General features: G+C 66.0%; 23 protein-coding genes, 5 tRNA genes and 1 pseudogene. 24 read left to right on the top strand and 5 right to left on the bottom strand.

The genetic code is table 11. From position 1 onward, the window contains the following. Positions 1–88: 88 nt before the first annotated feature. Positions 89–163 (bottom strand) — tRNA-Thr (locus tag AAC067_RS05305). Between the two features lie 355 nt (positions 164–518). On the opposite strand from AAC067_RS05305, the gene murA reads away from it, so the two are divergent. From murA to AAC067_RS05380, 15 genes and pseudogenes are all read left to right on the top strand, one after another. After that, entirely contained in the window at positions 519–1,808 is a 1,290-nt protein-coding gene (gene murA, locus AAC067_RS05310) for a UDP-N-acetylglucosamine 1-carboxyvinyltransferase (protein WP_339930303.1), read from the top strand. Then, on the top strand, positions 1,798–2,283 hold the full coding sequence (locus tag AAC067_RS05315; RefSeq protein ID WP_339930305.1) for a DUF2948 family protein: 486 nt from the start codon (positions 1,798–1,800) through the stop codon (positions 2,281–2,283). The genes murA and AAC067_RS05315 overlap by 11 nt, the downstream gene beginning before the upstream one ends. Continuing rightward, the gene (locus AAC067_RS05320; protein ID WP_339930307.1) at positions 2,280–2,747 is read left to right on the top strand and encodes a UPF0262 family protein; all 468 of its coding nucleotides are present in this window, start codon (positions 2,280–2,282) and stop codon (positions 2,745–2,747) included. The genes AAC067_RS05315 and AAC067_RS05320 overlap by 4 nt, the downstream gene beginning before the upstream one ends. Before the next feature lie 102 nt (positions 2,748–2,849). Then, positions 2,850–3,068, top strand: coding sequence for a translation initiation factor IF-1 (gene infA, locus AAC067_RS05325; RefSeq protein ID WP_003164348.1), 219 nt, complete (start codon positions 2,850–2,852; stop codon positions 3,066–3,068). Positions 3,069–3,079: 11 nt separating this feature from the next. Then, positions 3,080–3,670 carry a nucleoside triphosphate pyrophosphatase gene (locus AAC067_RS05330; protein WP_339930309.1) on the top strand — a complete coding sequence of 197 codons (591 nt, stop codon included), beginning with the start codon at positions 3,080–3,082 and terminating at the stop codon, positions 3,668–3,670. Continuing rightward, entirely contained in the window at positions 3,667–4,689 is a 1,023-nt protein-coding gene (locus AAC067_RS05335; protein ID WP_339930311.1) for an RNA-binding protein, read from the top strand. Before AAC067_RS05330 ends, AAC067_RS05335 begins: the two co-directional genes overlap by 4 nt. A 2-nt stretch (positions 4,690–4,691) precedes the next feature. Continuing rightward, a complete protein-coding gene (gene yacG, locus AAC067_RS05340) occupies positions 4,692–4,856 on the top strand; it encodes a DNA gyrase inhibitor YacG (RefSeq protein WP_339930313.1) in 165 nt (54 codons plus the stop codon). A gap of 109 nt (positions 4,857–4,965) precedes the next feature. Further along, positions 4,966–5,041: transfer RNA gene (locus AAC067_RS05345), tRNA-Phe, on the top strand. A gap of 158 nt (positions 5,042–5,199) precedes the next feature. Next, positions 5,200–7,767, top strand: a complete 2,568-nt coding sequence (locus tag AAC067_RS05350) for an ATP-binding protein (RefSeq protein ID WP_339930315.1) — start codon at positions 5,200–5,202, stop codon at positions 7,765–7,767. A gap of 389 nt (positions 7,768–8,156) precedes the next feature. Then, positions 8,157–9,065 (top strand): MotA/TolQ/ExbB proton channel family protein, encoded by a 909-nt coding sequence (locus tag AAC067_RS05355; protein WP_339930899.1) that lies wholly within the window; start codon positions 8,157–8,159, stop codon positions 9,063–9,065. A gap of 5 nt (positions 9,066–9,070) precedes the next feature. Then, entirely contained in the window at positions 9,071–9,505 is a 435-nt protein-coding gene (locus AAC067_RS05360; RefSeq protein ID WP_339930317.1) for a biopolymer transporter ExbD, read from the top strand. Between the two features lie 15 nt (positions 9,506–9,520). Further along, entirely contained in the window at positions 9,521–10,234 is a 714-nt protein-coding gene (locus AAC067_RS05365) for an energy transducer TonB (RefSeq protein WP_339930319.1), read from the top strand. Between the two features lie 129 nt (positions 10,235–10,363). Further along, positions 10,364–11,098, top strand: coding sequence for a M48 family metallopeptidase (locus AAC067_RS05370; RefSeq protein WP_339930321.1), 735 nt, complete (start codon positions 10,364–10,366; stop codon positions 11,096–11,098). Between the two features lie 80 nt (positions 11,099–11,178). Then, positions 11,179–11,255 (top strand) — tRNA-His (locus tag AAC067_RS05375). A 29-nt stretch (positions 11,256–11,284) separates the two neighbouring features. Further along, positions 11,285–11,704 (top strand): annotated as a pseudogene (locus AAC067_RS05380) (methyltransferase domain-containing protein); the annotation flags it as partial. Positions 11,705–11,954: 250 nt separating this feature from the next. Here the strand turns inward: AAC067_RS05380 and AAC067_RS05385 are convergent. Next, the gene (locus AAC067_RS05385; protein ID WP_339930323.1) at positions 11,955–13,799 is read right to left on the bottom strand and encodes a patatin-like phospholipase family protein; all 1,845 of its coding nucleotides are present in this window, start codon (positions 13,797–13,799) and stop codon (positions 11,955–11,957) included. A gap of 88 nt (positions 13,800–13,887) precedes the next feature. Between AAC067_RS05385 and AAC067_RS05390 the strand changes: the two genes are divergently transcribed. Continuing rightward, positions 13,888–15,495: a carboxyl transferase domain-containing protein gene (locus AAC067_RS05390; RefSeq protein ID WP_339930325.1), complete on the top strand. Its 1,608-nt coding sequence runs from the start codon at positions 13,888–13,890 to the stop codon at positions 15,493–15,495. Between the two features lie 47 nt (positions 15,496–15,542). Beyond that, a complete protein-coding gene (locus AAC067_RS05395; RefSeq protein WP_339930327.1) occupies positions 15,543–16,451 on the top strand; it encodes an enoyl-CoA hydratase-related protein in 909 nt (302 codons plus the stop codon). A gap of 18 nt (positions 16,452–16,469) precedes the next feature. Here the strand turns inward: AAC067_RS05395 and AAC067_RS05400 are convergent, their stop codons facing one another. Then, positions 16,470–17,567, bottom strand: a complete 1,098-nt coding sequence (locus AAC067_RS05400; RefSeq protein WP_339930329.1) for a serine hydrolase domain-containing protein — start codon at positions 17,565–17,567, stop codon at positions 16,470–16,472. Positions 17,568–17,707: 140 nt separating this feature from the next. Between AAC067_RS05400 and AAC067_RS05405 the strand changes: the two genes are divergently transcribed. The 5 genes from AAC067_RS05405 to metG all read left to right on the top strand — a co-directional run bounded on the left by AAC067_RS05405 (position 17,708) and on the right by metG (position 24,078). Further along, a complete protein-coding gene (locus AAC067_RS05405) occupies positions 17,708–19,606 on the top strand; it encodes an acetyl/propionyl/methylcrotonyl-CoA carboxylase subunit alpha (protein WP_339930331.1) in 1,899 nt (632 codons plus the stop codon). 384 nt (positions 19,607–19,990) lie between these two features. Continuing rightward, positions 19,991–20,392, top strand: coding sequence for a DUF1489 domain-containing protein (locus AAC067_RS05410; RefSeq protein ID WP_339930333.1), 402 nt, complete (start codon positions 19,991–19,993; stop codon positions 20,390–20,392). A gap of 72 nt (positions 20,393–20,464) precedes the next feature. After that, positions 20,465–21,832, top strand: a complete 1,368-nt coding sequence (locus AAC067_RS05415) for an MATE family efflux transporter (RefSeq protein WP_339930335.1) — start codon at positions 20,465–20,467, stop codon at positions 21,830–21,832. 49 nt (positions 21,833–21,881) lie between these two features. Next, positions 21,882–22,298: an MAPEG family protein gene (locus AAC067_RS05420; protein ID WP_339930337.1), complete on the top strand. Its 417-nt coding sequence runs from the start codon at positions 21,882–21,884 to the stop codon at positions 22,296–22,298. A gap of 67 nt (positions 22,299–22,365) precedes the next feature. Then, entirely contained in the window at positions 22,366–24,078 is a 1,713-nt protein-coding gene (gene metG, locus AAC067_RS05425) for a methionine--tRNA ligase (RefSeq protein ID WP_339930339.1), read from the top strand. Here the strand turns inward: metG and AAC067_RS05430 are convergent. Both AAC067_RS05430 and rlmB read right to left on the bottom strand, forming a co-directional pair. Further along, a complete protein-coding gene (locus AAC067_RS05430) occupies positions 24,075–24,938 on the bottom strand; it encodes a TerC family protein (RefSeq protein WP_339930341.1) in 864 nt (287 codons plus the stop codon). The two genes, metG and AAC067_RS05430, sit on opposite strands and share 4 nt — an antisense overlap. Before the next feature lie 43 nt (positions 24,939–24,981). Then, positions 24,982–25,869 carry a 23S rRNA (guanosine(2251)-2'-O)-methyltransferase RlmB gene (rlmB, locus tag AAC067_RS05435; protein WP_339930343.1) on the bottom strand — a complete coding sequence of 296 codons (888 nt, stop codon included), beginning with the start codon at positions 25,867–25,869 and terminating at the stop codon, positions 24,982–24,984. 145 nt (positions 25,870–26,014) lie between these two features. Between rlmB and AAC067_RS05440 the strand changes: the two genes are divergently transcribed. Both AAC067_RS05440 and AAC067_RS05445 read left to right on the top strand, forming a co-directional pair. Beyond that, positions 26,015–26,098 (top strand) — tRNA-Tyr (locus AAC067_RS05440). 87 nt (positions 26,099–26,185) lie between these two features. Beyond that, positions 26,186–26,259: transfer RNA gene (locus tag AAC067_RS05445), tRNA-Gly, on the top strand. Positions 26,260–26,271 lie beyond the last annotated feature (12 nt).

A 26,271-nucleotide genomic window follows, 5' to 3' on the forward strand; every position in this document is an offset into this window, starting at 1 on the left:
TATTGTCGGTGCGACAGGGGCTCCTTTGTCGGGGCCAGAACGCCGAACGGGGCCTGACACGAATGCCAGGCCCCGTCGGGATCTCGGATGGTGCCGCCGGGGGGAATCGAACCCACGACCTCAGCCTTACCAAGGATGCGCTCTACCACTGAGCTACGGCGGCGAAATCTGAGGAAGCGGCCGTATAGCCAAACCACTCCCGGGGGGGAAGCCTTCTTTTCCAAGGCTTGAACAAAAGTTTTGCCGGGTCTCTGATAGTCACCATGTCGAAACCGCCTGTCACCCCCGCTGAAACCCCCGCACAGCCGCCTTCCGCAGCCACGACGGCGCGGAATGCACGACTGGCGGCGGCGCTGCGGGATAATCTGCGTCGGCGCAAGGCGGCCGCGCCGCCCCGGCCCGTCAAGGAACGGAACTGAAAGTCATCGCCACTGTTGCGCGAGGACTTTCGCTCTGACCGGCCTCCGGGCTAGATAGCCGCCCCCCGGCGCCCCCGCGGCGGGCGCTTCAAGGATCCAATGGACAGTATCGCCATCCAGGGCGGCAATCAGCTGAACGGGACCATCCCCATCAGCGGTGCCAAGAATTCAGCCATCAAGCTGATGGCCGCGTCGATCCTGACCGACCAGCCCCTGCTGCTGACCAACATGCCGCGTCTGGCGGACACCAAATTCCTGGGACAGTTGCTGCGCCAGTTCGGCGTCGAGGTCACCGAACGTGACGGGGTCGACGGACAGGAGACGCTGTTCCACGCGCGCGAGATCACCTCGACCTTCGCTCCCTATGACCTCGTTCGCCAGATGCGGGCCTCGTTCAACGTGTTGGGCCCGCTGCTGGCGCGCACTGGCCAGGCCAAGGTCTCGCTGCCAGGCGGCTGTACCATCGGCGCGCGGCCGGTTGATCTGCACCTTCAGGCGCTAACTGCTCTGGGCGCGGAGATCGAACTGGACGAGGGCTATGTCACCGCCACCGCCCCCAACGGCTTGACCGGGGCCGAGATCGAGTTTCCGTTCGTGTCGGTCGGAGCCACCGAACACGCGTTGCTGGCCGCCGTACTGGCCAGGGGCACGACCGTGCTGCGACGCGCGGCCATGGAGCCGGAGATCGGCGACCTGGCCCGCTGCCTGGTGGCCATGGGCGCGAAGATCGAGGGTATCGACACCGACGTGCTGACCATTACTGGTGTGACGACGCTGGGCGGCACCACATGGTCGGTGATTCCGGACCGGATCGAGATGGGCAGCTATGCCGTCGCTGCGGCGATGGCCGGCGGCGAGGTGCGGCTGACGCGCTCGCGGCCGGGTCTGATCGAGGCCCTGATTGCGCGCATGATCGAGGCCGGGGTCGAGGTGATCCCGACCGAAGACGGGGTCATCGTCCGGCGCGACCCGGCCGTGCGGCTGAAGGCGGTCAATGTTACGACCGAGGTCTATCCGGGCTTCGCCACCGATCTGCAGGCGCAGTTCATGGCGCTGATGACCCTCGCCGAGGGCGAGAGCATCATCCACGAGAACATTTTCGAGAACCGGTTCATGCACGCGCCGGAGTTGATGCGACTGGGTGCCGAGATTTCGGTCCACGCCGGCGAAGCCCAGGTGACCGGTGTCGAGGTCCTGCACGGGGCTCCGGTGATGGCCACCGACCTGCGGGCCTCGGTCTGTCTGGTCATTGCCGGACTGGCAGCGCAGGGAGAGACCACGGTCGGCCGGGTCTATCACCTGGACCGCGGCTTCGAACGGCTGGAAGAGAAGTTGAGCGCCTGCGGGGCCGATATCCGCCGGCTCGGAGGAGATGGCCATGAACACTGACACTGTTCCCCCTGTACCCGCGACGCCACCCCCGCCACTGCGGTTGCTGGCCGAGGATGCGATCGATCTGCAGATTATGTCGGCGGCGCTGCAAGACGCCATCCTGCGCCCGGCTGACGTGACCTGGGAGCCGGCTGCGCGCACGGTGACCATCACTCTGAGCCGGTTCTGCTGGGAATGCGGGGGCACGCGGGTCATGGCAGCGATGCAGTTCGGCGATGTGGTGGCGGTCAAAAGCCGGCGTCTGCCGCGTGGTCCCGAGACGGCGCTGGAGCTTCTGGCCATCGATTTCGAACCGGGCGAAGCCCCGGGCGGGCGGGTCATCCTGATGTTCGCCGGTGGCGGCGACCTGCGTATTGACGTGGAATGTCTGGACGCCGTGGTGGCTGACCTGTCCGAACGCTGGCCAGCCCGGATCTCGCCAGTGCATGGCGATGACGGTGATGACGTCGGGTCCGGGGCGGTCGGGGCGTGAGCGACCAGTGCAGACTGGCGTCGGTTGAACTGGACGCGGCAACCCTGCCGGCCGCCAATGCCGAAATCGAGCATGAACGCCGTGTCGCCATTTTTGACCTGCTGGAGACCAACAGTTTCGAGCCGGCCGGCGGGCAGGGCGGCCCATATGCCTTGACCCTGTCGCTGCAGGACAGCCGGCTGGTGTTCGACATCACCGGTCCGGACTTCGCCCGGGCCCATGTGTTGTCACTGACGCCGATGAAGAAGGTGCTGAAGGACTATCTGTTGATCTGCGACAGCTATTTCGAGGCCCTGCGCGGCTCGTCGCCCAGCCAGATCGAATCGGTCGACATGGGCCGTCGTGGCCTGCACAACGAGGGGGCCGAGCTGCTGAAAGCGCGGCTGGACGGCAAGATCACCATCGACCATGAGACATCGCGGCGACTGTTCACCCTGGTGACGGCATTATACCGGCGCGGCTGAACTCGACTAACCCGACATTTTGGTGCATGAGGCGCCCTCTTTTTGGCTCACACTCCGCCCGGTGTGGGTCGCGAACCGTATTTTCAGGGCGCGAGAGGCCGCATGGCTAAGGAAGAACTGCTCGAGTTTCCCGGTGTCGTCAGCGAACTGCTGCCGAACGCCACCTTTCGTGTGACGCTCGAGAATGACCACGAGATCATCGCCCACACTGCCGGCAAGATGCGCAAGAACCGCATCCGCGTGCTGGCCGGTGACAAGGTGTTGGTCGAGATGACGCCCTATGACCTGACCAAGGGCCGCATCACCTATCGCTTCAAATAGGGGCCGGGCGAATGCCCGCCGCCGGGGTGCGCCCTGACCTGGTTCTGGCTTCGGCCAGTCCGCGCCGCATCGAACTGCTGGCGCAGGTCGGGATCGTCCCCGATCGTATCGATCCTGCCGACATCGATGAAACCCCGCTGAAAGACGAGACGCCGTCGCGTCTGGCCGTACGGCTGGCGCGGACCAAGGCGACTGTCGTGGCTGCCCGGTCGCCGGAAGCTTTGGTCGTGGCGGCCGATACGGTGGTGGCCCTGGGTCGTCGCCTGCTGGAGAAGGCCGCCGACGAGGCCGAGGCCGCCCATTTTCTGCGTCAGCTGTCCGGCCGTAACCACCGGGTCTTCACCGCTGTGGCCGTGGCCGCCGGTGATCGGATCATCAGCCGGGTGGTCGACACCCGGGTCAGCGTCAAATGCCTGTCTGAGCCCGAGATCGCCGCCTATGTCGCCACCGGCGACTGGCGCGGCAAGGCCGGGGGCTATGGCATCCAGGGTCCGGCCGGGGCCTTCATCCTGCGTATTGTCGGTAGTCATCCGGCCGTGATGGGCCTGCCCCTGCCGGAGACTGTCAATCTGTTGGCCGGCATGGGCTGGCGGCGGTCGTGAGCGCGGCGGTCGAGGTCTTCCTCGACGCCATGCCCGGCGAAACCCGGGGCATGGTCTTCCGCGACGGCCTGCCCGAACATCTTCTGATCCAGCGCGAAAGTGACGTGCCGCAGCATCGGCTGGGCGCGCGGTCCGTCGGGCGCGTCACCGAGGTGAACGCCGGGCTGCGCGGGGCCTTCGTCGATCTGGGCGCGGGCGAGCCGGTGGGCTTTCTGCCGCTGGGGCGCGAGGCCACGGTCCGCAATGGAGACCGGATCGAGGTCGAGGTCACCGCCGAACCGCGCGACGGCAAGGGGCCGGGGCTGCGCCAAATCGGATCGGGGGAGGGGACGCCCCGGTTGCTGGAGGCGGGCCCCGATGTGGCCACGCAACTGGCTTCTCTTGCGCCCGATGCGAATGTCGAGACCGGCCTGGCAGCGATCGCGGCCGGGCATGAGGCGGTGGAGGCCGCCTTGGGCCAGACGACCGTGATTCCGGGCGTCGGACTGGATCTGGCGGTGCAACGCACCCGGGCCCTCATTGCCGTCGACATTGATTTCGCGCCGGTTGCCGGGCGCGACGCGCGCAAGGGCCGCGAGCGGGCCAATCGCGAGGGCCTGGTGCAGGCGGCGCGGCTGATCCGGCTGAAGCGCTGGGGCGGACTGGTAGCCATCGACCTGGTCGGGACCGGCCAGGACGGGGAGATGATTCAGCGCACAGCCAAGACGGTCTTCGGCGGTGATCCGGCGGTGGTGATCGGCCCGGTCAATCGATTCGGCGTCCTGTCGCTGTCGCTGCCGTGGCGACTGCGGCCGATCGAGTCTGTGCTGGGCCGGACGGTCGAGGACCGGGCGCTGGATACGGTACGGGCCTTGCGTCATCGCCTGCTGGACGATACCGCGACACCGCGGTTCACCGCCGTCTGCGCTCCGGACGAAGCCGCCATCGCCGCCCCGCTGGTGGCCCGGCTGGGCCCGCGGGCCGCGCTGCGGATTGCGCCAGGTCCGGCCTCAGGAGCCGCACGTATTGAAGAGGACTGACCATGGCCGACTGCCCGATCTGCCGCCAACGCCCGGCGGTGCCCGAATACAAGCCGTTCTGTTCCAAGCGCTGCGCCGACCTGGATCTGCAGCGTTGGTTCAGCGGCGGCTACGCCATTCCGGTCGGTCCCGATGGGTCTGCGGAGGATGAGGTCGAACCCGAGTGACCGGGGCAGGGTGAAGGACTTCGGATTCGGCGTCCGGTTCGTCTCAAAGTCCTATGGACAGCCCCGGCGGCCTCGCCTATAGACGCCGCTCCCGCGAGCCGGTGCGCGCGCCTGGGTAGCTCAGTTGGTAGAGCAGCGGATTGAAAATCCGCGTGTCGGTGGTTCGAATCCGCCCCCAGGCACCATTCCCCCGATCCCGAACAATTCCCCTCCAACCGGGGACCCGCCGGGGGCGGCGAACAGACCCGGACCGCCACGGACGCCGTCCCGGATACGGGGATATCTTAATCATTGATCGTGCAGCGTGCAGACCGTCGTGTCATTCGCTTGCGGGTTTCCAATCTTGTCTTTTCTCCGACTCTGCGTCCTGTGCCTGGGACTGCTTCTGTTTCCCAACGGCGCGAACGCGGCGGCGGCAGACGGGCGTGCCAAGGCCGCCAGTCAGACGCTGGCCCTCGCCGGCGTGGTTGAAGCGCGTGCCTCCCAGACCGATTTCGCGGCGCTGGAACGGTTCGGTGACGCGGCGCTGTTGAGGAACGACCGTGAAGGACTGAACCGACTCTACCATGTCGCCTGGATGTTTCAGTCCCAGGCGGACTATGAAAAAGCTCAGCTATGGAATGCTCGGCTTGCTGCGGCGGCGACCCGTCAACACGATGCCCGCTATGAGGTGGTCGCCCGCCTGAATACGCTCGCGTCCCGGTTCACCCAGGGCGATCTGACGGCCGTACCGGAAATCGCCCGGATCCATTCGACCGAGCTGGACTGGTTCACCCGGGCTCATGCCGCCCGCCTGCAGGCGCTCGTACTGATTGAGGAAAGCCAGACCGGACAGGCCCTGCGAATTCTGACCGACGCCGAGTCGGCCATTCCGATGTCTGGCCCCCAGGTCGACACGGCCCGGGCTGGCATCTGGGAAGTGGTCGGCATGGGCCTGATGCAAATTCATGACTACGAGGGCAGCGCGGCCGCCTTCAACCGGTTTGAGGTGGAGTTCACCAACCCTCTCTATCCGCGGCCTGATTTCGACAGCCTGTACAACCTGGCCAAGATGGCGTCGCTGAGCGGTGACTACGAGATCGCAGACCAGCTGGCGACGGCCCATCATCGGCTGACGGAGCGCACCGGGATGCACAGTCTGCGACTCTGGGACATCAATCTCTGTGCCCGGATGGCCAGTGACCGGGCGCAGCCGCGTGGGGTTCTGCAGTGTGTCGCCCCGGTGGATGCCGAGCTGGCGAACCCGACGGCCATGACGACAAGTCTTCTCCGGCTGCGGGCCATCGCCCGGGCCCAGACCGGCGACCCGCACGGTGCGCGGCGCGATTTCGAAGTGATTCGGCGTCTGGGCGCTGAAGCCGGCGACAATGCGGTCCGGAACGTCGCCCTGCTGAACGCGGAGGCCGAGGTCCTGTTCGCCGAGGGGCGGGTTGCCGAGGCCTTCGTCAAACTGCGACAATACAATCAGATGGAGAACGTTCTGCAGTTGCAGACCTTCAGCAGCGGCATCCATCAGGTCACCGGCAGCCTCGAGGTTCAACTGGCCGAGCGTCGCAAGGCTTTGGTTTCTGCGAGCGCCCTCGCCGAGGCGGATGCACGGATGCTGTTGTTCGGTCGCTATTTCATCGCCCTGGCGTTTATCCTGCTGGCGTCGTTGGTCGGGGTCCTGTTCTGGCAAATCAAACAGGCGCGCCGGCTGAAGACCGCGACCCGGCTGGCGGATGAAGCCAACCGCTCCAAGAGTGAGTTTCTGGCCAATATGAGCCACGAGATCCGCACGCCGCTAAACGGGGTAATCGGTATCAATGCGGCTTTGGCACGGACCGATCTGACGCCGGAGCAGGCCAAGATGGTCGATCTGATCGCAACTTCGGGCGAAACCCTTGAAACGCTGCTGACCGATGTTCTGGACCTTGCACGGATCGAGTCCGGCCATCTGGAGCTGAAGGCCGAGGCCTTCGATCTGGAGGGTTGCCTGGAGAGCGTTGTGGCCCTGTTCGAAACGGGCGCACGGCAGAAGGCCCTGGACTTCAATCTGATGGTCGCTCCGGCGCTGGCCGGGGCTTTTGTCGGGGATGTCGTGCGAATTCGGCAGGTCGTCAGCAATCTGCTGTCCAATGCGGTGAAATTCACCGGCGAGGGCAGTATCACGTTAAAGGCCATCCAGACCGACGACGGTGCGGTGATCATCTCTGTCACCGACACCGGAATCGGTTTTGACGCCGAGTTCAAGGCCCGGCTGTTCCAGCGCTTCGAACAGGCGGACGGCTCGATAACCCGTCGATTCGGCGGGACCGGTCTGGGCCTGGCGATTTCCCGGGCGCTGGCCGAGGCCATGGAGGGCGTGTTGGAAGCCGATTCCGAACCCGGGGTCGGCTCGACCTTCACCCTTACATTGAATCTCGCCCGGGCACCGGAGGGGGCCGTGGTCAAGGTCAACCGACAGGTTCACGCCCGCCCACAGGAGGCCGGAGCGCCGCGGGTGCTTCTGGCGGAAGACCATCCGATTAACCGTAAGGTTGTGGAGCTTCTGTTCGACGGCACGGGCGTCGATCTGACCTGCGTTGAGAACGGGGCCGAGGCGGTGGCCCTGTACGAGAAGGAGGCGTTCGACATGATCCTGATGGATATGCAGATGCCGGTGATGGACGGGCTGACCGCCATTCGACTGATCCGTGCTCGTGAGCAGGCCGACGGCGGAATTGCGACCCCGATCTACACCTTGAGCGCCAATGCAATGCCGGAACACGCCGAGGCAGCGGTGAAGGCGGGGGCCAACGGTCACCTGACCAAGCCGATCGCTGCCGCAAGCCTGTTCACGGCGCTGGAGGCGGCCCTCGATCTGGTCGATCGTGATAAATCCGAAGACGTTTCCGCCGCAGCGGCTGCCCGACTGGCCGCCGCTGGCTAAACGGTAAAATATTGCGCGCGAAAGCCGCCGGGGCGGTGCAGGATCATTGCAAACTCCGGTTTTTCCCCAGAATTGTGCGGTTAACTGCCAACCTACTCCCCCGAGAGGGGAAAAGAGCCCTTCGGCACTTGACGCTCCGGTATGGGTTCTTCAAAGGAGCCTTACCGCTCCGTAATTCTAGCGGCCTCTCATCCGAGAGCGTGCTAATCAAGGGCGCTTGACATAGCTTCCAGAAGTCGCGAGGCAACTGGATGCGTAAGCAGGCGTTCCGCAGTCGATGGTTTTCGGACCGCGCCTTCGGGCAACATTTTCAACTGGGGTCGACCGCGCTCGTGGCGACGATCCTGTTAGGCTTTCACGAGTCAGACCAAAGCAGGAACTGGCGAACTATGCTCGATAGCAAAATGAAGAACACGCTTCTCGCTCTGGCCGGCACCGCCGTGCTCATGGCGGGTTCGCCGGTCCTCGCGCAGGATGCGGTCCCAGCAACACCCGCAGCCGCGACCGCCCCGGCGGCTGACGCAGCGGCTGCCACGCCGGCTCCGGCCGCTGACGCTGCTCCAGCAGCTGATGCACCGGTAACGGTGGCCGACACTGTCGGTCACGGCGGCGGCGGCATTACCCCGATCTCCATGTTCATGGACGCGGGCATGGTCGTTAAGGTCGTGATGATCGGCCTGATCCTGGCTTCGGTCTTCTCCTGGACCCTGCTGCTGATCAAAATGTTTGAGTTCGGCGCGCTCGGCCGCACCACGGACCGCTTCCTTGAAGCTTTCCGCGGGGCCCGCACCATCGCTGACATGCGTCGCGTCGCCACCTCGGACGATTTCGACGGTAACCCGCTGGCTGATATGGCCGCCGCGGCCACCGAAGAAGTCGAACTGTCGCGTCAGGCTGGCCTTAGCGTCACCGGTGATCACCGGGATTCGGCCCTGCTCCGCGCCCAGACCGCCGTCGCGGCAGTCCAGGCCGGTCTTGCAGGTCGCCTGTCGGGTGGTCAGCAGTTCCTGGCATCGACCGGTTCGACCGCACCGTTCGTGGGTCTGTTCGGTACCGTTTACGGGATCATGAACTCGTTCATCGGCATCGCCGAGTCCAACACCACCAACCTGGCGGTCGTGGCTCCCGGTATCGCCGAGGCCCTGCTCGCCACCGGTATCGGCCTGTTCGCCGCTATCCCGGCCGTTATCTTCTACAACTACTTCAACACCCGGATTGCGAGCTACGGCACGCGGTCAGACGGCTTCAACGCTGAGCTGATCAACGGCATCTCGCGTCAACTCGACAAGGGGGCGTAAGACGGATGGCCGCCAAGCTTTCAGGTTCCGGCGGCGGGAAGTATCACGTCGAGGCGAACTCCGACATCAACGTCACCCCTTTCGTTGATATCATGCTCGTTCTCCTGATCATCTTCATGGTGGCGGCCCCGCTCGCCACCGTGTCGGTGCCGGTGACCCTTCCGCGAGCCGTCGCGCCGCCGCAGCAAAATCCGCCGAAGCCGGTGTTTATTTCGATCCAGAACGATGGCGATGTCTTCATCGGCGACTTCAGGACGGATATCGGCAGCATCGGTTCGGACCTGACGGCCCAGATTGGCCGTCGGAACCCGGCCGAAGAGCGGATCTTCATCCGCGCGGACCAGCAGACGCGGTACGGTGACTTCATGCAGGTCATGAACGCTCTCCAGGACAACGGCTTCTACAGCGTTGCTCTGGTCGGCGAAGACCAATCATCCTAGGGGTCGGTCGAGAGTATGACAGCTGAAACCAACGCCCATCGCGATCCGATTCTGGATCCACCGCGTAAGAAGAAAAAGGGCCTGTCCACAGGCGCGATTATCGGCATCACCATGTCGGTTCTCATTCACCTGATGGCCGGTCTCTGGCTCTACAACGAAAAGTTCGTGTTGAAGGAATTCAACTACAGCGACGACGCCGTCGATGTGGAACTGATCGAACCTGCGCCTCCGCCGCCGCCGCCGCCTCCGCCGCCGCCGCCGCCTGACACGCCGCCCCCGCCGAAGCTTCAGGTGCGGGAACCGGTGATCAACACCCAGGCTCCGCCGCCGCCGGTCACGCTGCCGATCGAACCGACGAAGAAGGAAGACCGAGTCGAATATACGGGGCCGCCCGTGATCGTCCCCGGTCCGCCGCCTCCGCCGGCACCGCCTGCGCCGCCGCGTCCGGCCGTCGTGACCAACCCTGCCTGGTCGCGTCGTCCAGCGGGTGACTTCCCCGATCGCGCCATCCAGCGCAACGTCGAGGAAGGCTCCGTGACCCTGGACTGCCAGGTTCAGGCCAACGGTAGCGTCAGCGACTGCAACGTGATTTCCGAGTCGCCGACCGGCATGGGCTTTGCCCAGGCCGCTATCCGCGGCACCCGCAGTGCCCGTCTGACTCCGCGTCAGGTGGACGGTGTGGCCACAGGTGGCCGGGTCCGCTTCACGACCCGCTTCCGCCTCGAGTAGTCGGATTTACAGATCCATCGGAAACGCCCCGGAGTTCGCTCCGGGGCGTTTTTGTTTGGACCTCCGGTCGCGGGCCGGGAGCCTCTGCCACGGTAAAGCGTTACGGTGGACCTTTCCGGAGACACCCTTATGACCCTGACCCGTTTTGTCCTGCCCGCTGCCCTGGCCGCCCTTACCCTCGGCGGCTGTGCCTATAATGAAACCCTGGGCCGCAACCAGCTGCTGATCGTCGATGATTCCGCTCTGGCCCGACAGGCGGATGCCGCCTGGTCCCAGGCCCTGCAGACCCAGCCGGTGTCGCGCGATGCGGCCCTGAACCAACGCCTTCGCCGTGTCGGTGATAGAATCGTTGACGGCGCGCGCCTGGGCGACCGCAACTGGGAATACGCGGTCTTCGTCAGCGACAGCCCCAACGCATTCGTGCTGCCGTCCTACAAGATCGGTGTGACCACCGGACTTCTGGCCCTGGTGAAGAATGACGACCAACTGGCCACGGTTATCGGCCATGAGGTCGGCCACATCGTCGCGCGCCACGGGGCCGAGCGGGCTTCCAGCAGTGCTCTCGGCGGCCTGATCCAGAGCGGCGTGGGCAGCTATGGCGACACCGCTGGCGGCCTGGCCGGGGTGATCACCCAGTACGGCTTCCTGCTGCGCTATTCGCGCCGTGACGAGCTGGAAGCCGACCGGCTGGGCGTCGACTACATGCAGGCCGCCGGCTACCGCCCTTCGCAAGCGATCGCCCTGTGGCGGTTGATGGGAGAGCAGCGCCAGACTGCGACGCCGGAGTTTGCCTCGACCCATCCGTCCGACGGCGCGCGGATCGCCGCATTGGAGCAGTATATCGCCAGCCGCGGCTGGAACTGACCCCGTCCGGACATAAAACCGGCCCGGTCGCTTGATCGGGTCGGGAAGTCCCGATAGAGAACGCCCCTCGCGTCGATAGCGCCGCCTTAGCTCAGTTGGTTAGAGCGCCGGTTTGTGGAACCGGAGGTCCTCAGTTCAAGCCTGAGAGGCGGTACCATTGCTGTCGCGGACGGAGGCAAGCCGGCCATGACCGACGCCACCCCCGTATGGGATCCCCGACAATACGGCCGTTTCGATGACGAGCGCGATCGCGCCGCCCTGGATCTGCTGTTGCGCCTGCCTGCGGGACTGGACCCCGGCGAGGTCTGGGATCTGGGCTGTGGGGCGGGACAGCATGCCGCCCTGCTGAAGCGCCGCCATCCCGCGGCCGTGGTGCACGGACTGGACACCAGCGCTGCCATGCTCGCCGAGGCGGCACAGCGCGAGGACGATATCGACTGGGTGCTGGGAGACATCGGTGGCTGGAGCCCGGCGCGTCCGGTGGACCTGATCTTCTCCAACGCCGCGCTCCACTGGCTGCCGGACCATCAGGACTTGCTGACGCGACTGGTCGGCGCTCTGGCCCCGGGCGGGGTTCTGGCGGTGCAGATGCCGATGGCTCACGATACCCGGCATCATGGTCTGTTGCGTACGGTGGCGGCTGAGGGGCCGTGGGCCGGGGTGCTGGCAGACGTCCCGCGGATGGCAGCCCTGTTATCGACCGAGGTCTACTACGACGTGCTGGCGGCCGTCAGCGGGGCCGTCGACATCTGGGCGACAACCTATCTACACGCCCTGCCCGGGCGCGATGCGGTGCTTGAATGGATGAAGGGCACGGCCCTGCGTCCCTATCTGAGCGCACTGGAGGGGGATGCGCCTATGCAGGCGGCTTTCGTTTCGGCGCTCGGCGCGGCGCTTTCCGAGGCTTTCCCGCCACGTCTCGACGGGGTGACCCTGTTGCCGTTTCCGCGCCTGTTTCTGGTGGCGCGTCGGCGGTGACCGATTGACGCCTGCGCAGGTCGGTGATCGGGCGGTCCAGGGTGGCCAGGACATCCCGGGTAGCCTGGTAGCCGATGGCGACGCCCGGTTCGAACGCCTTCCAGTCGCGGATGTCGATTCCTTCGGGTGTGGGCTGGATCAGCACATCGGTGGCTGCGCGCGACTGTTCCAGTTCGGAATCCGACGTCAGGGTCGCCGCCCGCATCAGGATAGAGACGATCGGCGGTCCGCGCTTCCATGAGCCGGAGACGATCATGTTCCAGATCGACTGCGGCTGCTGGATCAGGGCCGGGTCGACACCGCGGGTGCGGGACACGTCGCAGCCGACGACCGGTCCGCTGTTCATCTGGCGCATTACGTCGGTGGGGAAATTCTTGAGCACGGCCCCGTCGACCAGAACCTGGCCGTCGATGACCACCGGCGGCATTACGCCGGGAATGGCGATCGTGGCCCGCATGGCCTGTCGCATCAGGCCGCGGCGATGCACCAGGATCTGGCCCGAGGTCAGATTGGTCGAGACGGCGAAGAAGGGGCGCACCAGATCGGCCAGATCGACGTCGCCATAGGCGTCCTTCAACAGTTCGGCGACCTTGTTGGCCCGGGTCATGGCGACCAGCGGGAAGGTGATGTCGGACAGGGGGTCGCTGTCTACAAAGGCCCTGCAGATGCGGTGCTCCAGCTCCTCCTGCGACCAGCCCATGGCCGGGCCGGCGGCGACCACCGCCCCCATCGACGAACCGCCTACGAAATCGATCGGTACCTTGGCCTCGGCCAGGGCCTTGAGCGCGCCGACATGGGCGTAGGCTCGGGCTCCGCCGCCGGAGAAGACCACACCGACGGCTGTGCCGGTGACGACCCGGGCGATGCGGGCGGCGTCAGCGGCGTCGCCTTCGACCACATGGAACCAGCGGCCGGGCTGGACAGTGTCGAGCCAGATGGCGGTGTTGGCCGGCCGGATCATGCGCGGATCGCGCAGCAGGATCAGGTCGGTGCGCTGCTGGGCGTCCAGCACGCCCTTGTGCGGCAGGGGATAGAGCGGCGGTGCCAGCAAGGCGTTGCCGACAATGAACAGACGGTCGACCTGGCGGGCACAGAGGGAGGCCCAGGTGCGTTCATCGGACTCGGCGACATAGAGGACGAAGTCGTGGGCGTCCTCGACGCGTGAGAACCAGTCCGAGGCCGAGCTGAGGGCCGAATCGTCGATGACCTGGCAGGTGAACCCCTGGTTGATGATGGCGGCGGCGACCTGTTCGACGAAGGCGCGGATAGGGCGGGGCCGAGCAGCGATAAAACCGAAGACGCTGGGTTCGCCACCGCCGGTGGCGCGGTCACGGGCACGCTGGATCATCAGCCGGGACAGCTCGACCATCAGGTCGGGCTCGGTGCGGGCTGCCTCGAAGAAGGCCTCGCGCGGCAGGGCTACCATTTGGGAATCGCGCAGGGCGACGATGCTGGCGGTATGGGGTGTGCCGGCCATCATGGCCATTTCCCCGGCGGGTTCGCCGGGTCGGATGACGCCGACGAACTGGTCGGGCTGGCCTTCCTCGTGACGGAAGACCCCAAGGCGGCCCGAGCGCAGCAAATACAGGACGTCGGACGGATCGCCGGCGTTGAACAGGGGTTCCCCGCCAGTCAGGGCGAACCAGCTGGCCTGGGTATTGGCACCGCCACCGAAGATGCGGTGAAGGGCGTGTTCCAGCCGGTCGGATCGGGTGGGAGCCATGCCTACAGTTAGCGCCGATTCGCCAAAGCTGCAGGTGCTTTTGCGGCAACGGCTTCCCCGGGACGGTGAACCGACCTAAACCAGCCTCATGCCCAAGCTGACGTCGACGATCGATCCGCACAGTGCGGCCTTCAAGGCCCTTCACACTCACAACAGCGCCCTGGTCGCGGAACTGCGCGACAAGGTGGCCAAGGCCGGCCTGGGGGGCTCCGAGGCCAGTCGCGAACGCCATGTAAAGCGCGGGAAACTGCTGCCGCGCGACCGGGTCGGACGGTTGCTGGATCCGGGTTCGCCCTTCCTTGAGGTCGGGCAGCTGGCGGCGAACGGCATGTACGGTAATGACAAGGATCCCGACGGGGCTCCGGGCGCGGGCATGATCTGCGGCGTCGGGCGAGTCTCGGGTCGTGAGGTGATGATCGTCGCCAACGACCCGACGGTGAAGGGCGGGGCCTATTTCCCGCTGACGGTGAAGAAGCATCTGCGCGCGCAGGAGATTGCCGAGCAGAACAATCTGCCGTGCGTCTATCTGGTCGATTCCGGCGGGGCCAACCTGCCGCACCAGGCCGAGGTGTTTCCGGATCGCGACCATTTCGGCCGCATCTTCTTCAACCAGGCCCGCATGAGCGCAAAATCGATCCCGCAGATCGCCTGCGTCATGGGCAGTTGCACCGCCGGCGGGGCCTATGTGCCCGCCATGTCGGACGAAAGCGTCATCGTCCGCAACCAGGGCACCATCTTCCTGGCCGGGCCGCCGCTGGTGAAGGCCGCGACCGGCGAGGTGATCTCGGCCGAGGAACTGGGCGGGGCCGAGACCCACGGCCGCAAGTCCGGCGTGGTCGACTATGTGGCCGAGAACGACGAGCACGCGCTGGAGATCGTGCGCACCATTGTCGACAGCCTGAACACGGTGAAACGGGTCGAGATCGACGTGCGCGAGCCGAAGGCCCCGGCCTTCGACGCCGAGGAACTGTACGGCCTGATCCCCGACGACGTGCGCGCGCCCTATGATGTGCGCGAGGTCATCGCCCGTCTGGTCGACGGTTCCGAGTTCGACGAGTTCAAGGCCCTGTACGGCACCACCCTGGTCTGCGGCTTCGCCCGCATCTGGGGCTATCCCGTCGCCATCCTCGCCAATAACGGCGTGCTGTTCTCCGAGAGCGCGCTCAAGGGGGCCCATTTCATCGAACTGGCCTGCAAGCGGAAGATCCCGCTGGTCTTCCTGCAAAACATCTCCGGCTTCATGGTCGGCGGCAAATACGAGGCCGGCGGTATCGCCAAGGACGGGGCCAAGCTGGTCACCGCTGTCGCCAGCGCCGAGGTGCCCAAATTCACCGTCCTGATCGGCGGTAGTTTCGGGGCCGGTAACTACGGCATGTGCGGCCGCGCCTTTGCGCCCCGCTTCCTGTTCACCTGGCCCAACAGCCGGATCAGCGTCATGGGCGGCGAACAGGCGGCTTCGGTGCTGGCCACTGTCCACCGTGACGCCGACAGCTGGACTCCGGAACAGGCCGAGGCCTTCAAGGCTCCGATCCGTCAGACCTATGAGGACGAGGGCAATCCCTACTATGCGACAGCGCGGCTTTGGGACGACGGGATCATCGATCCGGCCCAGACACGCGACGTTCTGGGGCTGGCCATTTCGGCCTCATTGAATGCGCCGGTGAGCGAAACCACGTTTGGCGTGTTCAGGATGTAAGCGCTGCCCGTCTCCCGACCGGGAGACGAACCATTTGAGGATAGGCCATGACCGACCGCAAGACTCCCACCGAAGCCGACCTCAACGCCCTGGACGTCACGGACGCCGAGGCGGCGAAGATCAACGCCATCGTTCATCCGCTGCTGGCCAATCCGGCCCCGGGCGGCGATGACCAGCTGGTGCAGATCCGTTCGACTCCGGCGGGCCTGGTCTTCATCACCATCAACCGTCCGGCCAAGAAGAATGCCTTCGACGCCCGTACGGTCAGCGCGCTGTACGAGGCCTTCGAGACGCTGCATGGGGCCGACAAGGTCCGTGCGGTCTTTATTCGCGGTGCCGGCGGCACCTTCAGCGCGGGGGCCGATCTGCAATGGATGGCCGACGCGGCGGGCTGGTCCGAGAGCGACAATCGCGAGGACGCCATGGGCCTGGCGAAGATGCTGAAGGCTCTGTACGACATTCCGGCCCTGACTGTGGCCCTGGTTGAGGGCGCGGCCATGGGCGGTGGGGCGGGCATCGTCGCCGCCTGCGACATGGCCGTGGCCGTGCGCGACACCAAATTCGCCTTCTCCGAGGTCAAGCTTGGCCTGATCCCGGCGACCATCGCCCCCTATGTGGTCGAGGCCGTGGGCCCGCGCTGGGCCCGGGCCCTGTTCCTGACCGGCAACCTGTTCGATGCCGACCACGCGGCCCGCATCGGCTTGATCGATTCCGTGCTGGCCGACGCTGACGCCATCGACGGCTATGTGGCCTGGGTTAGCGAGGGGCTGGGGACCAGCGCTCCCGGTGCCATGGGGGCCGCCAAGCGTCTGGTGCACCACGTCGCCCACCACAGCATCGATCATTCGCTGATGGAGGACACCGCCCACCGCATCGCCAAGGCGCGCGTCTCGGTTGAAGGCCAGGAGGGCGTCCGTGCCTTTCTCGACAAGCGCAAGCCGCGCTGGGCCGAGTAGGGGCCTGATGGCGGGCCGTTACTCGACAAATCCCGCCAGAAACGCCGCCACTATGGGGCTCTTGTCGATTTCGGCCCGCACGAGGCTGTTGTCCCACCACAGACCCTCGGTGTTGGCGAGAACGATCAGCGTCAGCCCCTGATCGGGCACCTTCAGATACATCGCCGAATAGCGGTCGGGATCCCATCCCGAATGCCAGAACAGGTCGTGGCCCTGCCACCGCTGGGCAAACCAGCCATAGCGATAATCGCCGGTCCCCTCGGCTACCGGGGTGCCAAAGATGCGCTCATGCCATCCGGCCGGGATCAGACGTCCGGAATCGAGCGCGATGTCGAACTGCGCCAGCTGCGACGCGCTCGCCTTGATCCCGCCTGCGGCGCGGAAATCGTCATCGGAAACAGCGATCCGCTCCAGTTCTCCGGCCTCGGTCACCTTGAAGGGCAGGGCGAGCAGACGCAGCGCCGACCCGCCCTGCGGATCGCGCCAGCCGAGGGCGATGTCGTGGATGCCCGCCGGGTCCATCACCCGCTCGCGCACGATGGTACGCAGCGGCCGTCCGCCGGCCCCTTCGATCACCCGGTCGATCCGCGCATAGCTGATCGGATTGTAGACGAAGCTCGATCCGTCGCCGTTCACACGCATGCGCAGTATGTCATCCAGCGTCACGGCGCGGCTGCAGTCCATGCCGGCAATCGTCGATCCATCGGCCTGCGGTCCGCCGCTGCCGAACGGGATCGGGCTGCCCGACAGCCACTCGCAGGTGTCGGCCCAGTCGGCGTCGGCGGTCATCGGCGTCGACAGGTCGAGGCCACCCGCGGCCGCCTCGGCCAGGATCGCGGTGGCGGCAATCGGCTTGGTCACCGAGGCGATCGAGAAGGTGGTGTCGATCGTTGTTGCCGTCTCGCCCTCATCATCGGACCAGCCATAGGGTTTCGCCCACACGACCACACCGTCACGCACGATCACGGCGGTCATGGCGGGAATGTGATGCTCGACGCGGAAATCAGTCAGGAAGGCGTCAAACGCGGCATAGGCCGGGGCAGGGGCCTCCTGGGCCAGTGCGGCTGTCGGAGCCGTCAGCGCAACAGCGATGACGGGCGCAATCCATCGGTTCATTTCGCTCTCCCTCGCCGTCCGGAGTATCATTCGGCTGGACCCGTGCAAAATGTCGGCGGCTGTGGCTTCGGGCGTTTCAGTCTTCGTCATGCTCACTAATCGCTAGCCACCCCGGCGTAGCCCCCTCTAGAACCGGCGACATGTTCAAATCCGTTCTGGTCGCCAATCGCGGCGAAATCGCCTGTCGTGTGTTCCGCACTGCCCGTCGCATGGGTGTTCGGACCATCGCCGTCTATTCCGAAGCCGACGCCAAGGCCCTGCATGTGCGCGAGGCCGATGAGGCGGTGCTGATCGGTCCAGCCGCGGCACGCGAGTCCTATCTGGATGCGGCCAAGGTGCTGGCGGCGGCGAAGGCGACCGGGGCCGAGGCCATTCACCCCGGCTATGGCTTTCTCAGCGAGAACGCAGACTTCGCCGAGGCGGTCATGGCCGCCGGTCTGGTCTGGATCGGCCCGCCGCCCGCGGCGATCCGGGCCATGGGGCTGAAGGACGCGGCCAAGAAGTTGATGATCGACGCAGGCGTACCCGTCACCCCCGGCTATCAGGGCGAGGCCCAGGACGTCGCCACCCTGAGCGCCGAGGCTGCGCGCATCGGCTATCCGGTGCTGATCAAGGCCGTGGCCGGCGGCGGCGGCAAGGGCATGCGCAAGGTCGACCGCGCCGAGGATTTCGCCGACGGCCTCGCCAGTGCCCAGCGCGAGGGCCAGTCCTCCTTCGGCGACCCGCGCGTGCTGATCGAGAGCTACATTACCCGCCCGCGCCACATCGAGGTGCAGATCTTCGGCGACAGCCACGGCAGCGTCGTTCACCTGTATGAGCGCGACTGTTCGCTGCAGCGCCGCCACCAGAAGGTGATCGAGGAGGCCCCGGCCCCCGGCATGGACGCCGCCACCCGCAAGGCCGTCACCGACGCCGCCGTCCGCGCCGCCAAGGCGGTGAATTACGAGGGTGCCGGCACCATCGAATTCATCGCCGACGCCTCCGACGGGCTCAAGGCCGACCGCATCTGGTTCATGGAGATGAACACCCGGCTGCAGGTCGAACATCCGGTCACCGAGGCGATCACCGGCGTCGATCTGGTCGAATGGCAGTTCCGCGTCGCCGCCGGCGAGCCGATGCCGCTGAAACAGGCCGACATCCCCCTCAACGGCTGGGCCATGGAGGCGCGGCTGTACGCCGAAGACCCGGCCAATGGCTTCATGCCGAGCATCGGGCGGCTGGAGCATTTCCGCCTGCCCGACGATATCCGCATCGACACCGGCGTCGAGGAGGGCGGCGAGGTCAGCCAGTTCTACGACCCGATGATCGCCAAGCTGATCGTGCATGCAGATACGCGCGAGGAGGCGGCGGAGGTTCTGGCCGAGGCCTGCAGTGAGGTTGAGGTCTGGCCGATCAAGACCAATGCCGCCTTCGCAATGAAATGTCTGGAGCATCCGCGCTTCGTCAGCGGGGATATCGATACCGGATTCATCGCAGAGGAGGAGGCCGATCTGACCGCCGAACCCCTGTCGGTCATGGGTCTGGAAGATGCGGCCCATTACCTGCGGGTCGATGCTGAACCGGAGGAGTCTGGCGACCCCGGCAGTCCGTGGGATGGCTGGAATGGCTCCCTTGGATTCCGGGCCAATGCCACCGCGACGACGCATCAACATCTTGTCGTCAACGGGGAAAGCCGGGCGGTGCCGATGCGCGATGAGGCCCATGCTGTCATCAGCTATCTGCCCCTGACCGATGGGGCCGGCGTCGCCTTCGAGAATGGCTCGGCCTTCGAGGTTCGCGCCTTCGCCCGTGCCGGAGCCGGGGGCGGTGCCGCCTCGGACGGTTCCCTGCGCGCCCCAATGCCCGGCAAGATCGTCGCCACGCCGGTCAAGGTCGGGGACACGGTGACCAGGGGCCAGCCCGTCGTGGTGCTGGAGGCCATGAAGATGGAGCATGCCCTGGTCGCGCCGTTCGACGGGGTGGTCGGTGAGGTCGGCTTTGTGGTCGGCGATCAGGTCGCGGCCGATGCGGTGCTGGCGACCGTTGAGGCCAGTGCCTGATCGAGAAAGTTATCAAATACAGAAGCTTATAAGATTTATCTGCCGGCCCCTGTGATCGCGGAGGCTGAGTTGATTGGACTCGGTAAATACCGAGTCCATCGAGTGCAAGTCGCTGATTTTGCCGTCCTTTATTTGCACGTCTTCGGACTCTATGAGTCCAACGGATTTAACCCTCTCCCATGGGGAGAGGGCTTGAGCCTCCAGGAGCGAAGCGATTGGCAAGGCGAAAGGGTGAGGGGCAGGTCTGTTAGTCGGCGACAGCCGTCGCACCGACCGGGGGGCACCTCACGGCGAAGCGAGCATCGGCCCCTCACCCTTTCGCGCCGGGAGAGGGACAGACGTTGTTCTTCCCCGCGATCTCGAAATGGATGTTAAAGCCGACCCATGCCCCTCCACATCATCAAGCTCTGCGTCGGCGTGGCCAAGGTCGAGACGCTGGAACGACGGGCGGCCAAAAATCAATGGTTGATCGTACCGACCCGGATGACGCCGAAGCGCGCGGCCGAGATCGAGGACGGCGGATCGCTGTACTGGGTGATGAAGGGGTCGGTCGTCTGCCGCCAGCGGGTGCTGGACATCACGCCGGCGGGTGAGGGGAAGACGGGGGCGAAATGCCAGATCCGCCTGTCCAACGAGGTGGTGCGCACCGCCCCCCAGGCGCGGCGGCCATTCCAGGGCTGGCGCTATCTGGAGCCGAAGGATGCGCCGCCGGATTTGTCGACCCTGGACCCCGGCGACCTGCCCGAGGACCTGGCCAAACACCTGCGGGCAATGGGGGCCTGGTAGGAATCCCTTCTCCCGCAAGGGGAGAAGGATCATGTTGACGCCGGACCCCGGTCGTGGCCTTTGCCGCCTCCGATGTTCAGCCTTAGTGCCAAGACCCGTACCGCCATTCGCGACCTGCTGACGTTGGCATGGCCGGTCGTTCTGGCGCGCATCGGCATCATGACCATGGGCCTGACCGACGTCATCGTCGTCGGCAACTGGTCGGCGCGCGAGCTGGCCTACAGCTCACTGGCCCTGGCTCCGATTACGATCCTGGTGACCACGTCGGTCGGGCTGATGATGGGCGTCCAGGTGATGACCGCCCAGTATCTGGGGGAGGGACGGCGGCAGGAGGTCGGCGGCGTATTCCGGCGCGGCGTGGCCTACGGTCTGCAGCTGGGCGTGGCCTCGATGCTGGCCATGGTCGTGTTCGGCCCCTGGATCATGCGCCATATCGGCCTGGCCGACGGTCTGGGCGAGGGAGCCTCGCCGGCGTTGATCGTCTTTGCCCTGTCGATGCCCGGCTATCTGGTCAGTGTGGCGGCGCAGTTCTTCCTTGAGGCCCTGCACCGGCCCAAGGCCGGGATGTGGGCCATGTGGGTGGCCAATGGCGTCAATCTGGCGCTGAATCTGGTGCTGGTACCCGACCTGCTGGGTCTCGGGATGCAGGGGGCCGTGGCCTCGGCCTGGGCCACCTTCGGTGCCCGCACCGCCCTGGCCGTGTTCCTGATCGTCTATATCCTGCGTCTGCCCGAGGCGCGGGCCTTGGGGATATTCGACCGTCCGGCCCGCAATCGCACCGCCGAGCGCGAACAACGCAAGGTCGGCTACGGGGCCGGGTCCAGCTATTTCATCGAGGTCGGGGCCTTCGCCGCCATGACCTTCATCGCCGGTCAGCTGGGCGCGATCGAAACCTCGGCCTGGGCTGTGGTGCTGAATGTCACCGCCATCATCTTCATGGTACCGATGGGCCTGTCGGCTGCGGCGGGCGTGATGGTCGGGCGCGCCTATGGCGAGCGCGACGGACGCGGTGTGCTGCGGGCCGGGATGGTCGGGATCGGCGTGGTGTCGGTGATCGGCTTCGCCATGGCCCTGATCGTCTGGCCGGGGGCGGGTCTGATTGCCAGCGCCTACAATCGCGACCCGGCCCTGCTGGCCGTGGTGGTGCCAGCCCTGATGCTGACCTGCCTGTTCTTCGTTGCCGACGGCATCCAGGTCGTGGCCGCCCAGGTCAACCGCGCGGCCGGGGATGTCTGGTGGCCGACGATCATGCATTTCGTCGCCTATGGCGCGGTGATGATCCCGCTCGGCTGGTGGCTGGCACACAGGATCGGGGTCGACGGTCTGGTCTGGGCCATCATCGTCGCCAGCCTGTTCTCGTCGGTGCTGCTGACGGCGCGGTTCGTCCGCGTGGCGCGGCGACTGCCGGTCCGCCCGGATGAAGCTTCAGTATTGCCCTGACCGGTATCCGGTGAGATAGTTGCGTTTCAAAACTCATTGGTGAAACGCCATGACCCTGCTCTTCCCCTTCCTGATCCAGATCGCCCTGTCGCTGGGTCTGGTCCTGCTGCTCGGTAATACTCGCGTCGGTGCCCTGAAGCGCCGCGAGGTGCGAATGGCCGACATCGCCATCGCCAATGACGCATGGCCGACCCGGGCACGGATCATCGGCAACCAGTACCAGAACCAATTCGAGGCACCGGTGCTCTTCTATGCCCTGGTGATCATGGCCATGGTGATCGGCGCCGACGGCCCGGTGATGACCGTACTGGCCTGGGCCTTTGTCGCCAGCCGGCTGGTGCACAGCCTGATCCATCTGAACGGCAACAATGTGCGCCGCCGGTTTCTGGCCTTCGTGAGCGGGATCACGATCCTGATCGGCATGACGGTCACACTCGCCGTTTTCGCCGCGACCCACGCCCTCTAGGTCACAGGGCTTTGCCGACGGGCCGCGCCCTCTCTATATGGGCGTCTTCCCGAACGTCTGGACTCCCATGGCCCGCATCCTCATCACCTCGGCGCTGCCGTACATCAACGGCATCAAGCATCTGGGGAATCTGGCCGGATCAATGCTGCCCGCCGACGTCTGGGCCCGGTTCAAACGGGCCCAGGGGCATGAGGTCCTGTACATCTGCGCCACCGACGAGCACGGCACCCCGGCCGAGCTGGCCGCCGCCGCCGCCGGTCAGGACGTGCGCACCTATTGCGACGAACAGCACGAGATCCAGAAGGCCGCCGGCGAGGCCTTCGGTCTGAGCTATGACTGGTTCGGGCGCTCGTCCAGTGCCGCCAACCGGCGGCTGACCCAGCATTTCGTCGCCGCTCTGGAGGCCAACGGTCTGATCGAGGAACGGGTCGACCGGATGATCTATTCGATCGACGACGCCCGCTTCCTGCCCGACCGTTATGTCGAGGGTATCTGCCCCCATTGCGCCTATCCCAGCGCGCGGGGCGACCAGTGCGACAATTGCGGCCGTCTGCTGGATCCGACCGACCTGATCGAGCCCTATTCAGCGGTGTCAGGCTCGCGCAACCTCGAGGTTCGCGACACCCGCCACCTGTATCTGCTGCAGACCAAATTAGCCGACCGCATCCGGGGCTGGATCGGGTCGAAGGCCGACTGGCAGACCCTGGCCCGCTCGATCGCGCTGAAGCACCTGGACGAGGGGCTGATCGACCGCGGTATCACCCGCGATCTGAAATGGGGAATCCCGGTCGTGGGCCCCGACGGCGGGCCGCGCCCGGGCATGGAAGGTAAGGTCTTCTACGTCTGGTTCGACGCCCCGATCGAATATATCGCCGCGACCGAGGAATGGGCCGAAGCGACCGGCAACAGCTGGCGCGACTGGTGGCGTACAGATGAGGGGGCCGAGGACGTCCGCTATGTCCAGTTCATGGGCAAGGACAATGTCGCCTTCCACACCGTCAGCTTCCCGGCGACCATTCTGGGTTCGGGTGAGCCGTGGAAGACGGTCGATACGCTCAAGGCCTTCAACTGGCTGAACTGGTACGGCGGCAAATTCTCGACCAGTCAGAAGCGCGGTGTGTTCATGGACCAGGCGCTGGAGCTGCTGCCGGCTGACTACTGGCGCTGGCGGCTGACCGCCTATGGACCCGAGCATGCGGACTCGGCCTTCACCTGGGAGGATTTCCAGGCCAGCACCAACAAGGACCTGGCCGATGTGCTGGGCAATTTCGTCAATCGCATCGTCAAATTCACCGAGAGCCGTTTTGACGGCGTGGTGCCCGACGGCGGCGAACCCGGTCTGGTCGAGGCCCAGCTGGAGACGGACCTCGCCGCCGGCATCGCCGAGGCGACGGCCCAGCTGGAAGCCATGGAGTTCCGCAAGGCGGCCCAGGCGATCCGGGCGGTCTGGGTGCTGGGCAATGAATATCTGCAGGTCGCCGCCCCGTGGACCGCGTTCAAGACTGATCCGGTGCGGGCAGCGGTGGGCGTACGCACGGGATTGAATCTGGTGGCCCTGTTCGCGCGACTGGCGGCCCCGATCATGCCCTCCAGCGCGGTGAAGATCGCCGCCACGGTCGGCGAGACCGATCTGAGCTGGCCGCTGGCCACCGACGACCTGCTGGACCGGCTGCCGCGTGGTCAGGCGGTGGCGGCGGCCGAGGTGCTGTTCCGCAAGATCGAGGACGCCCAGGTGGCCGAATGGGCCGAACGCTTCGGCGGCGGCGAGACCGAAGCCTAGCCTGCCGGTGCCGGCTCCGGCTCCGGCGCGACCGCCGGAGCGGCCCTGGCCGGTGTCGGTGCGAGCACCTCGACCGACGGCGTCACCGGCTCTACTTCATCCTTGGTCCCACGGCGGAATTTCTCGACCTCCTTGGGCGTGATGTCGAGGAAGGCCGGGGCCGAGGCGTTGAAGGCGTCCATGCGGTCCGTCCGCACGATGATCGAGCGGGCCCCGTCCCAGATCATGTGCAGGGCGACGTACAGGACGATGACCAAGCCAATGTAGCCGATCCAGCGGTAGCGATTCAGCATCCGGGCGATGTAGCTGGCGGCCAGACCCATCAGGGCGATCGACAGGATCAGGCCGAAGACCATGATCCACGGATGGGCGTGGGCCGCGCCGGCCACGGCCAGCACATTGTCCAGCGACATAGTGACGTCGGCGATCATGATCTGCAGCAGGGCCGCGCCGAAGGTCTTGCGCTTCAGGCCCATGGCCTCGGGCGTCGGTCCGCCACCGTGGTGGACCGACAGGGCCGCTTCCATCTCGACCGAAGCCTCGGCCTGGTCGTGAGTGGCCTGTTCGCGCAGCTCGCGCCACATCTTCCAGCACACCCACAGCAGCAGGATCCCGCCGGCCAGCAGCAGGCCGATAATGGCCAGCAACTGGACCGTGATCAGGGCAAAGCCGATACGCAGCACCACAGCGGCGGCCAGGCCGATCAGGATAGCCTTGCGGCGCTGGTCTACCGGCAGGGCGGCTGCGGCCAGACCCACGGCGATGGCGTTGTCACCGGCCAGGACCAGGTCGATCATCATCACCTGGCCGAGGGCGGCGAGCTGGCTGGCGAGTTCAGGAGAGCTGAGAAAGTCGAACATGGTGCGCTGTTAGGTCACTGAAGGCAGGTGGGCAAGGCGGCGGTCAGGCGGGACGCTGGGCCCGGGTGACTTCATACAGGGCGACGGCGGCGGCGTTGGAGACGTTCAGACTCTCGAAGCCACCGGGCATGGGGATCCGGGCCAGGGTGTCGCAGTGTTCGGCCACCAGCCGGCGGATGCCGTCGCCTTCGGACCCCAGGACCAGCACGGTCGGGCGCGAATCAAGCGCCGTCTCCAGCGTCTCGTCGGAGGTGCCGTCGAGGCCGACGGCGCGCCAGCCCAGTTCACCCAGGGTCTCCAGCGCTCGCGACAGATTGGTCACCCGGGCGCAGGGCAGGCGTTCGGTCGCTCCGGCGGCCGCCTTGGCCAGGGCTCCGGCCAGGGCAGGGGAGTGGCGGTCCTGGACGATGATGCCGCGCGCCCCGAAGGCGAGCGCCGAGCGGAAGATGGCCCCGACGTTCTGCGGGTCGGTCAACTGGTCCAGCATGACAATGACGCCTTCGGCCGGTTCGGCGAGGTCGGCCAGGGCCACCCCTTCCAGCGGCTGGACCTTGAACACCAGGCCCTGGTGTACGGCCCCGGCGGGCAGCATCCGGTCAAGCAGCTGCGGCTCCATCACCTCGACAGCATGGCCGTGGGTCAGGTTGTCGCGTTCCAATTCGACGGCGCGGTCGGGGCTGGCCAGCAGCCGCCCCATGCCCTGACGGGCGGGATTGGCGAGGGCGGCCAGCACCGGATGACGGCCCCAGACGAAATTGTCGGCATCAACCTTGCCGCGCGACGGACGCGGGGCGGCCGGGTTGAACGCCTTGGTCGGCGGATTGGGGTTCCAGCCGCCCTTGCGAGGCGCGTCCGCGGTCTCTGGCGACTTGCCCCGGAAGCCCGGCTTTTTACCGGTTTTCCGGTCGTTGCGTTCTCGATTTTGCGACACTATAAGACGCCCTCCGATTTGGAGCCCTGAGGCTTTCGGGTCCGGTGCCTCCTGTATCGCAGGCGACGCCGGAGACCGAATGCTTTTGTTGCCTTGGCCACCGAAAGGTTGCCGGGGCTTTGGTCCGACGGTTCGAAACGCGCTTGGGGGAATGTCCCGAGTGGCAAAGGGGGGGGACTGTAAATCCCCTGCGTAAGCTTCGCAGGTTCGAGTCCTGCTTCCCCCACCACGCGCAGTTCGAAACGAGGGACCCGGTGACGATGAGGATCGGCGGCGAAGGTCAACCGGGGTTCCGGGCAGCCGACGCCGTCTCCGTGCGGGTATAGTACAATGGTAGTACAGCAGCCTTCCAAGCTGAATATGTCGGTTCGATTCCGTCTACCCGCTCCAGATTTTTGAACT

This window comes from uncultured Brevundimonas sp., from assembly GCF_963977465.1.
GTDB lineage: Bacteria > Pseudomonadota > Alphaproteobacteria > Caulobacterales > Caulobacteraceae > Brevundimonas.

Excerpts from the sequence above, each read along its gene's own strand:
- AAC067_RS05315 (WP_339930305.1), top strand. The coding sequence starts at position 1,798 with ATGAACACTGACACTGTTCCCCCTGTACCCGCGACGCCACCCCCGCCA.
- AAC067_RS05360 (WP_339930317.1), top strand. The coding sequence starts at position 9,071 with ATGGCCGCCAAGCTTTCAGGTTCCGGCGGCGGGAAGTATCACGTCGAG.
- AAC067_RS05365 (WP_339930319.1), top strand. The coding sequence starts at position 9,521 with ATGACAGCTGAAACCAACGCCCATCGCGATCCGATTCTGGATCCACCG.
- AAC067_RS05390 (WP_339930325.1), top strand. The coding sequence starts at position 13,888 with ATGCCCAAGCTGACGTCGACGATCGATCCGCACAGTGCGGCCTTCAAG.
- yacG (WP_339930313.1), top strand. The coding sequence starts at position 4,692 with ATGGCCGACTGCCCGATCTGCCGCCAACGCCCGGCGGTGCCCGAATAC.
- AAC067_RS05410 (WP_339930333.1), top strand. The coding sequence starts at position 19,991 with ATGCCCCTCCACATCATCAAGCTCTGCGTCGGCGTGGCCAAGGTCGAG.
- murA (WP_339930303.1), top strand. The coding sequence starts at position 519 with ATGGACAGTATCGCCATCCAGGGCGGCAATCAGCTGAACGGGACCATC.
- AAC067_RS05355 (WP_339930899.1), top strand. The coding sequence starts at position 8,157 with ATGCTCGATAGCAAAATGAAGAACACGCTTCTCGCTCTGGCCGGCACC.
- AAC067_RS05420 (WP_339930337.1), top strand. The coding sequence starts at position 21,882 with ATGACCCTGCTCTTCCCCTTCCTGATCCAGATCGCCCTGTCGCTGGGT.
- AAC067_RS05400 (WP_339930329.1), bottom strand. The coding sequence starts at position 17,567 with ATGAACCGATGGATTGCGCCCGTCATCGCTGTTGCGCTGACGGCTCCG.
- AAC067_RS05370 (WP_339930321.1), top strand. The coding sequence starts at position 10,364 with ATGACCCTGACCCGTTTTGTCCTGCCCGCTGCCCTGGCCGCCCTTACC.
- AAC067_RS05395 (WP_339930327.1), top strand. The coding sequence starts at position 15,543 with ATGACCGACCGCAAGACTCCCACCGAAGCCGACCTCAACGCCCTGGAC.
- AAC067_RS05405 (WP_339930331.1), top strand. The coding sequence starts at position 17,708 with ATGTTCAAATCCGTTCTGGTCGCCAATCGCGGCGAAATCGCCTGTCGT.
- AAC067_RS05430 (WP_339930341.1), bottom strand. The coding sequence starts at position 24,938 with ATGTTCGACTTTCTCAGCTCTCCTGAACTCGCCAGCCAGCTCGCCGCC.
- AAC067_RS05330 (WP_339930309.1), top strand. The coding sequence starts at position 3,080 with ATGCCCGCCGCCGGGGTGCGCCCTGACCTGGTTCTGGCTTCGGCCAGT.
- AAC067_RS05385 (WP_339930323.1), bottom strand. The coding sequence starts at position 13,799 with ATGGCTCCCACCCGATCCGACCGGCTGGAACACGCCCTTCACCGCATC.
- metG (WP_339930339.1), top strand. The coding sequence starts at position 22,366 with ATGGCCCGCATCCTCATCACCTCGGCGCTGCCGTACATCAACGGCATC.
- infA (WP_003164348.1), top strand. The coding sequence starts at position 2,850 with ATGGCTAAGGAAGAACTGCTCGAGTTTCCCGGTGTCGTCAGCGAACTG.
- AAC067_RS05415 (WP_339930335.1), top strand. The coding sequence starts at position 20,465 with ATGTTCAGCCTTAGTGCCAAGACCCGTACCGCCATTCGCGACCTGCTG.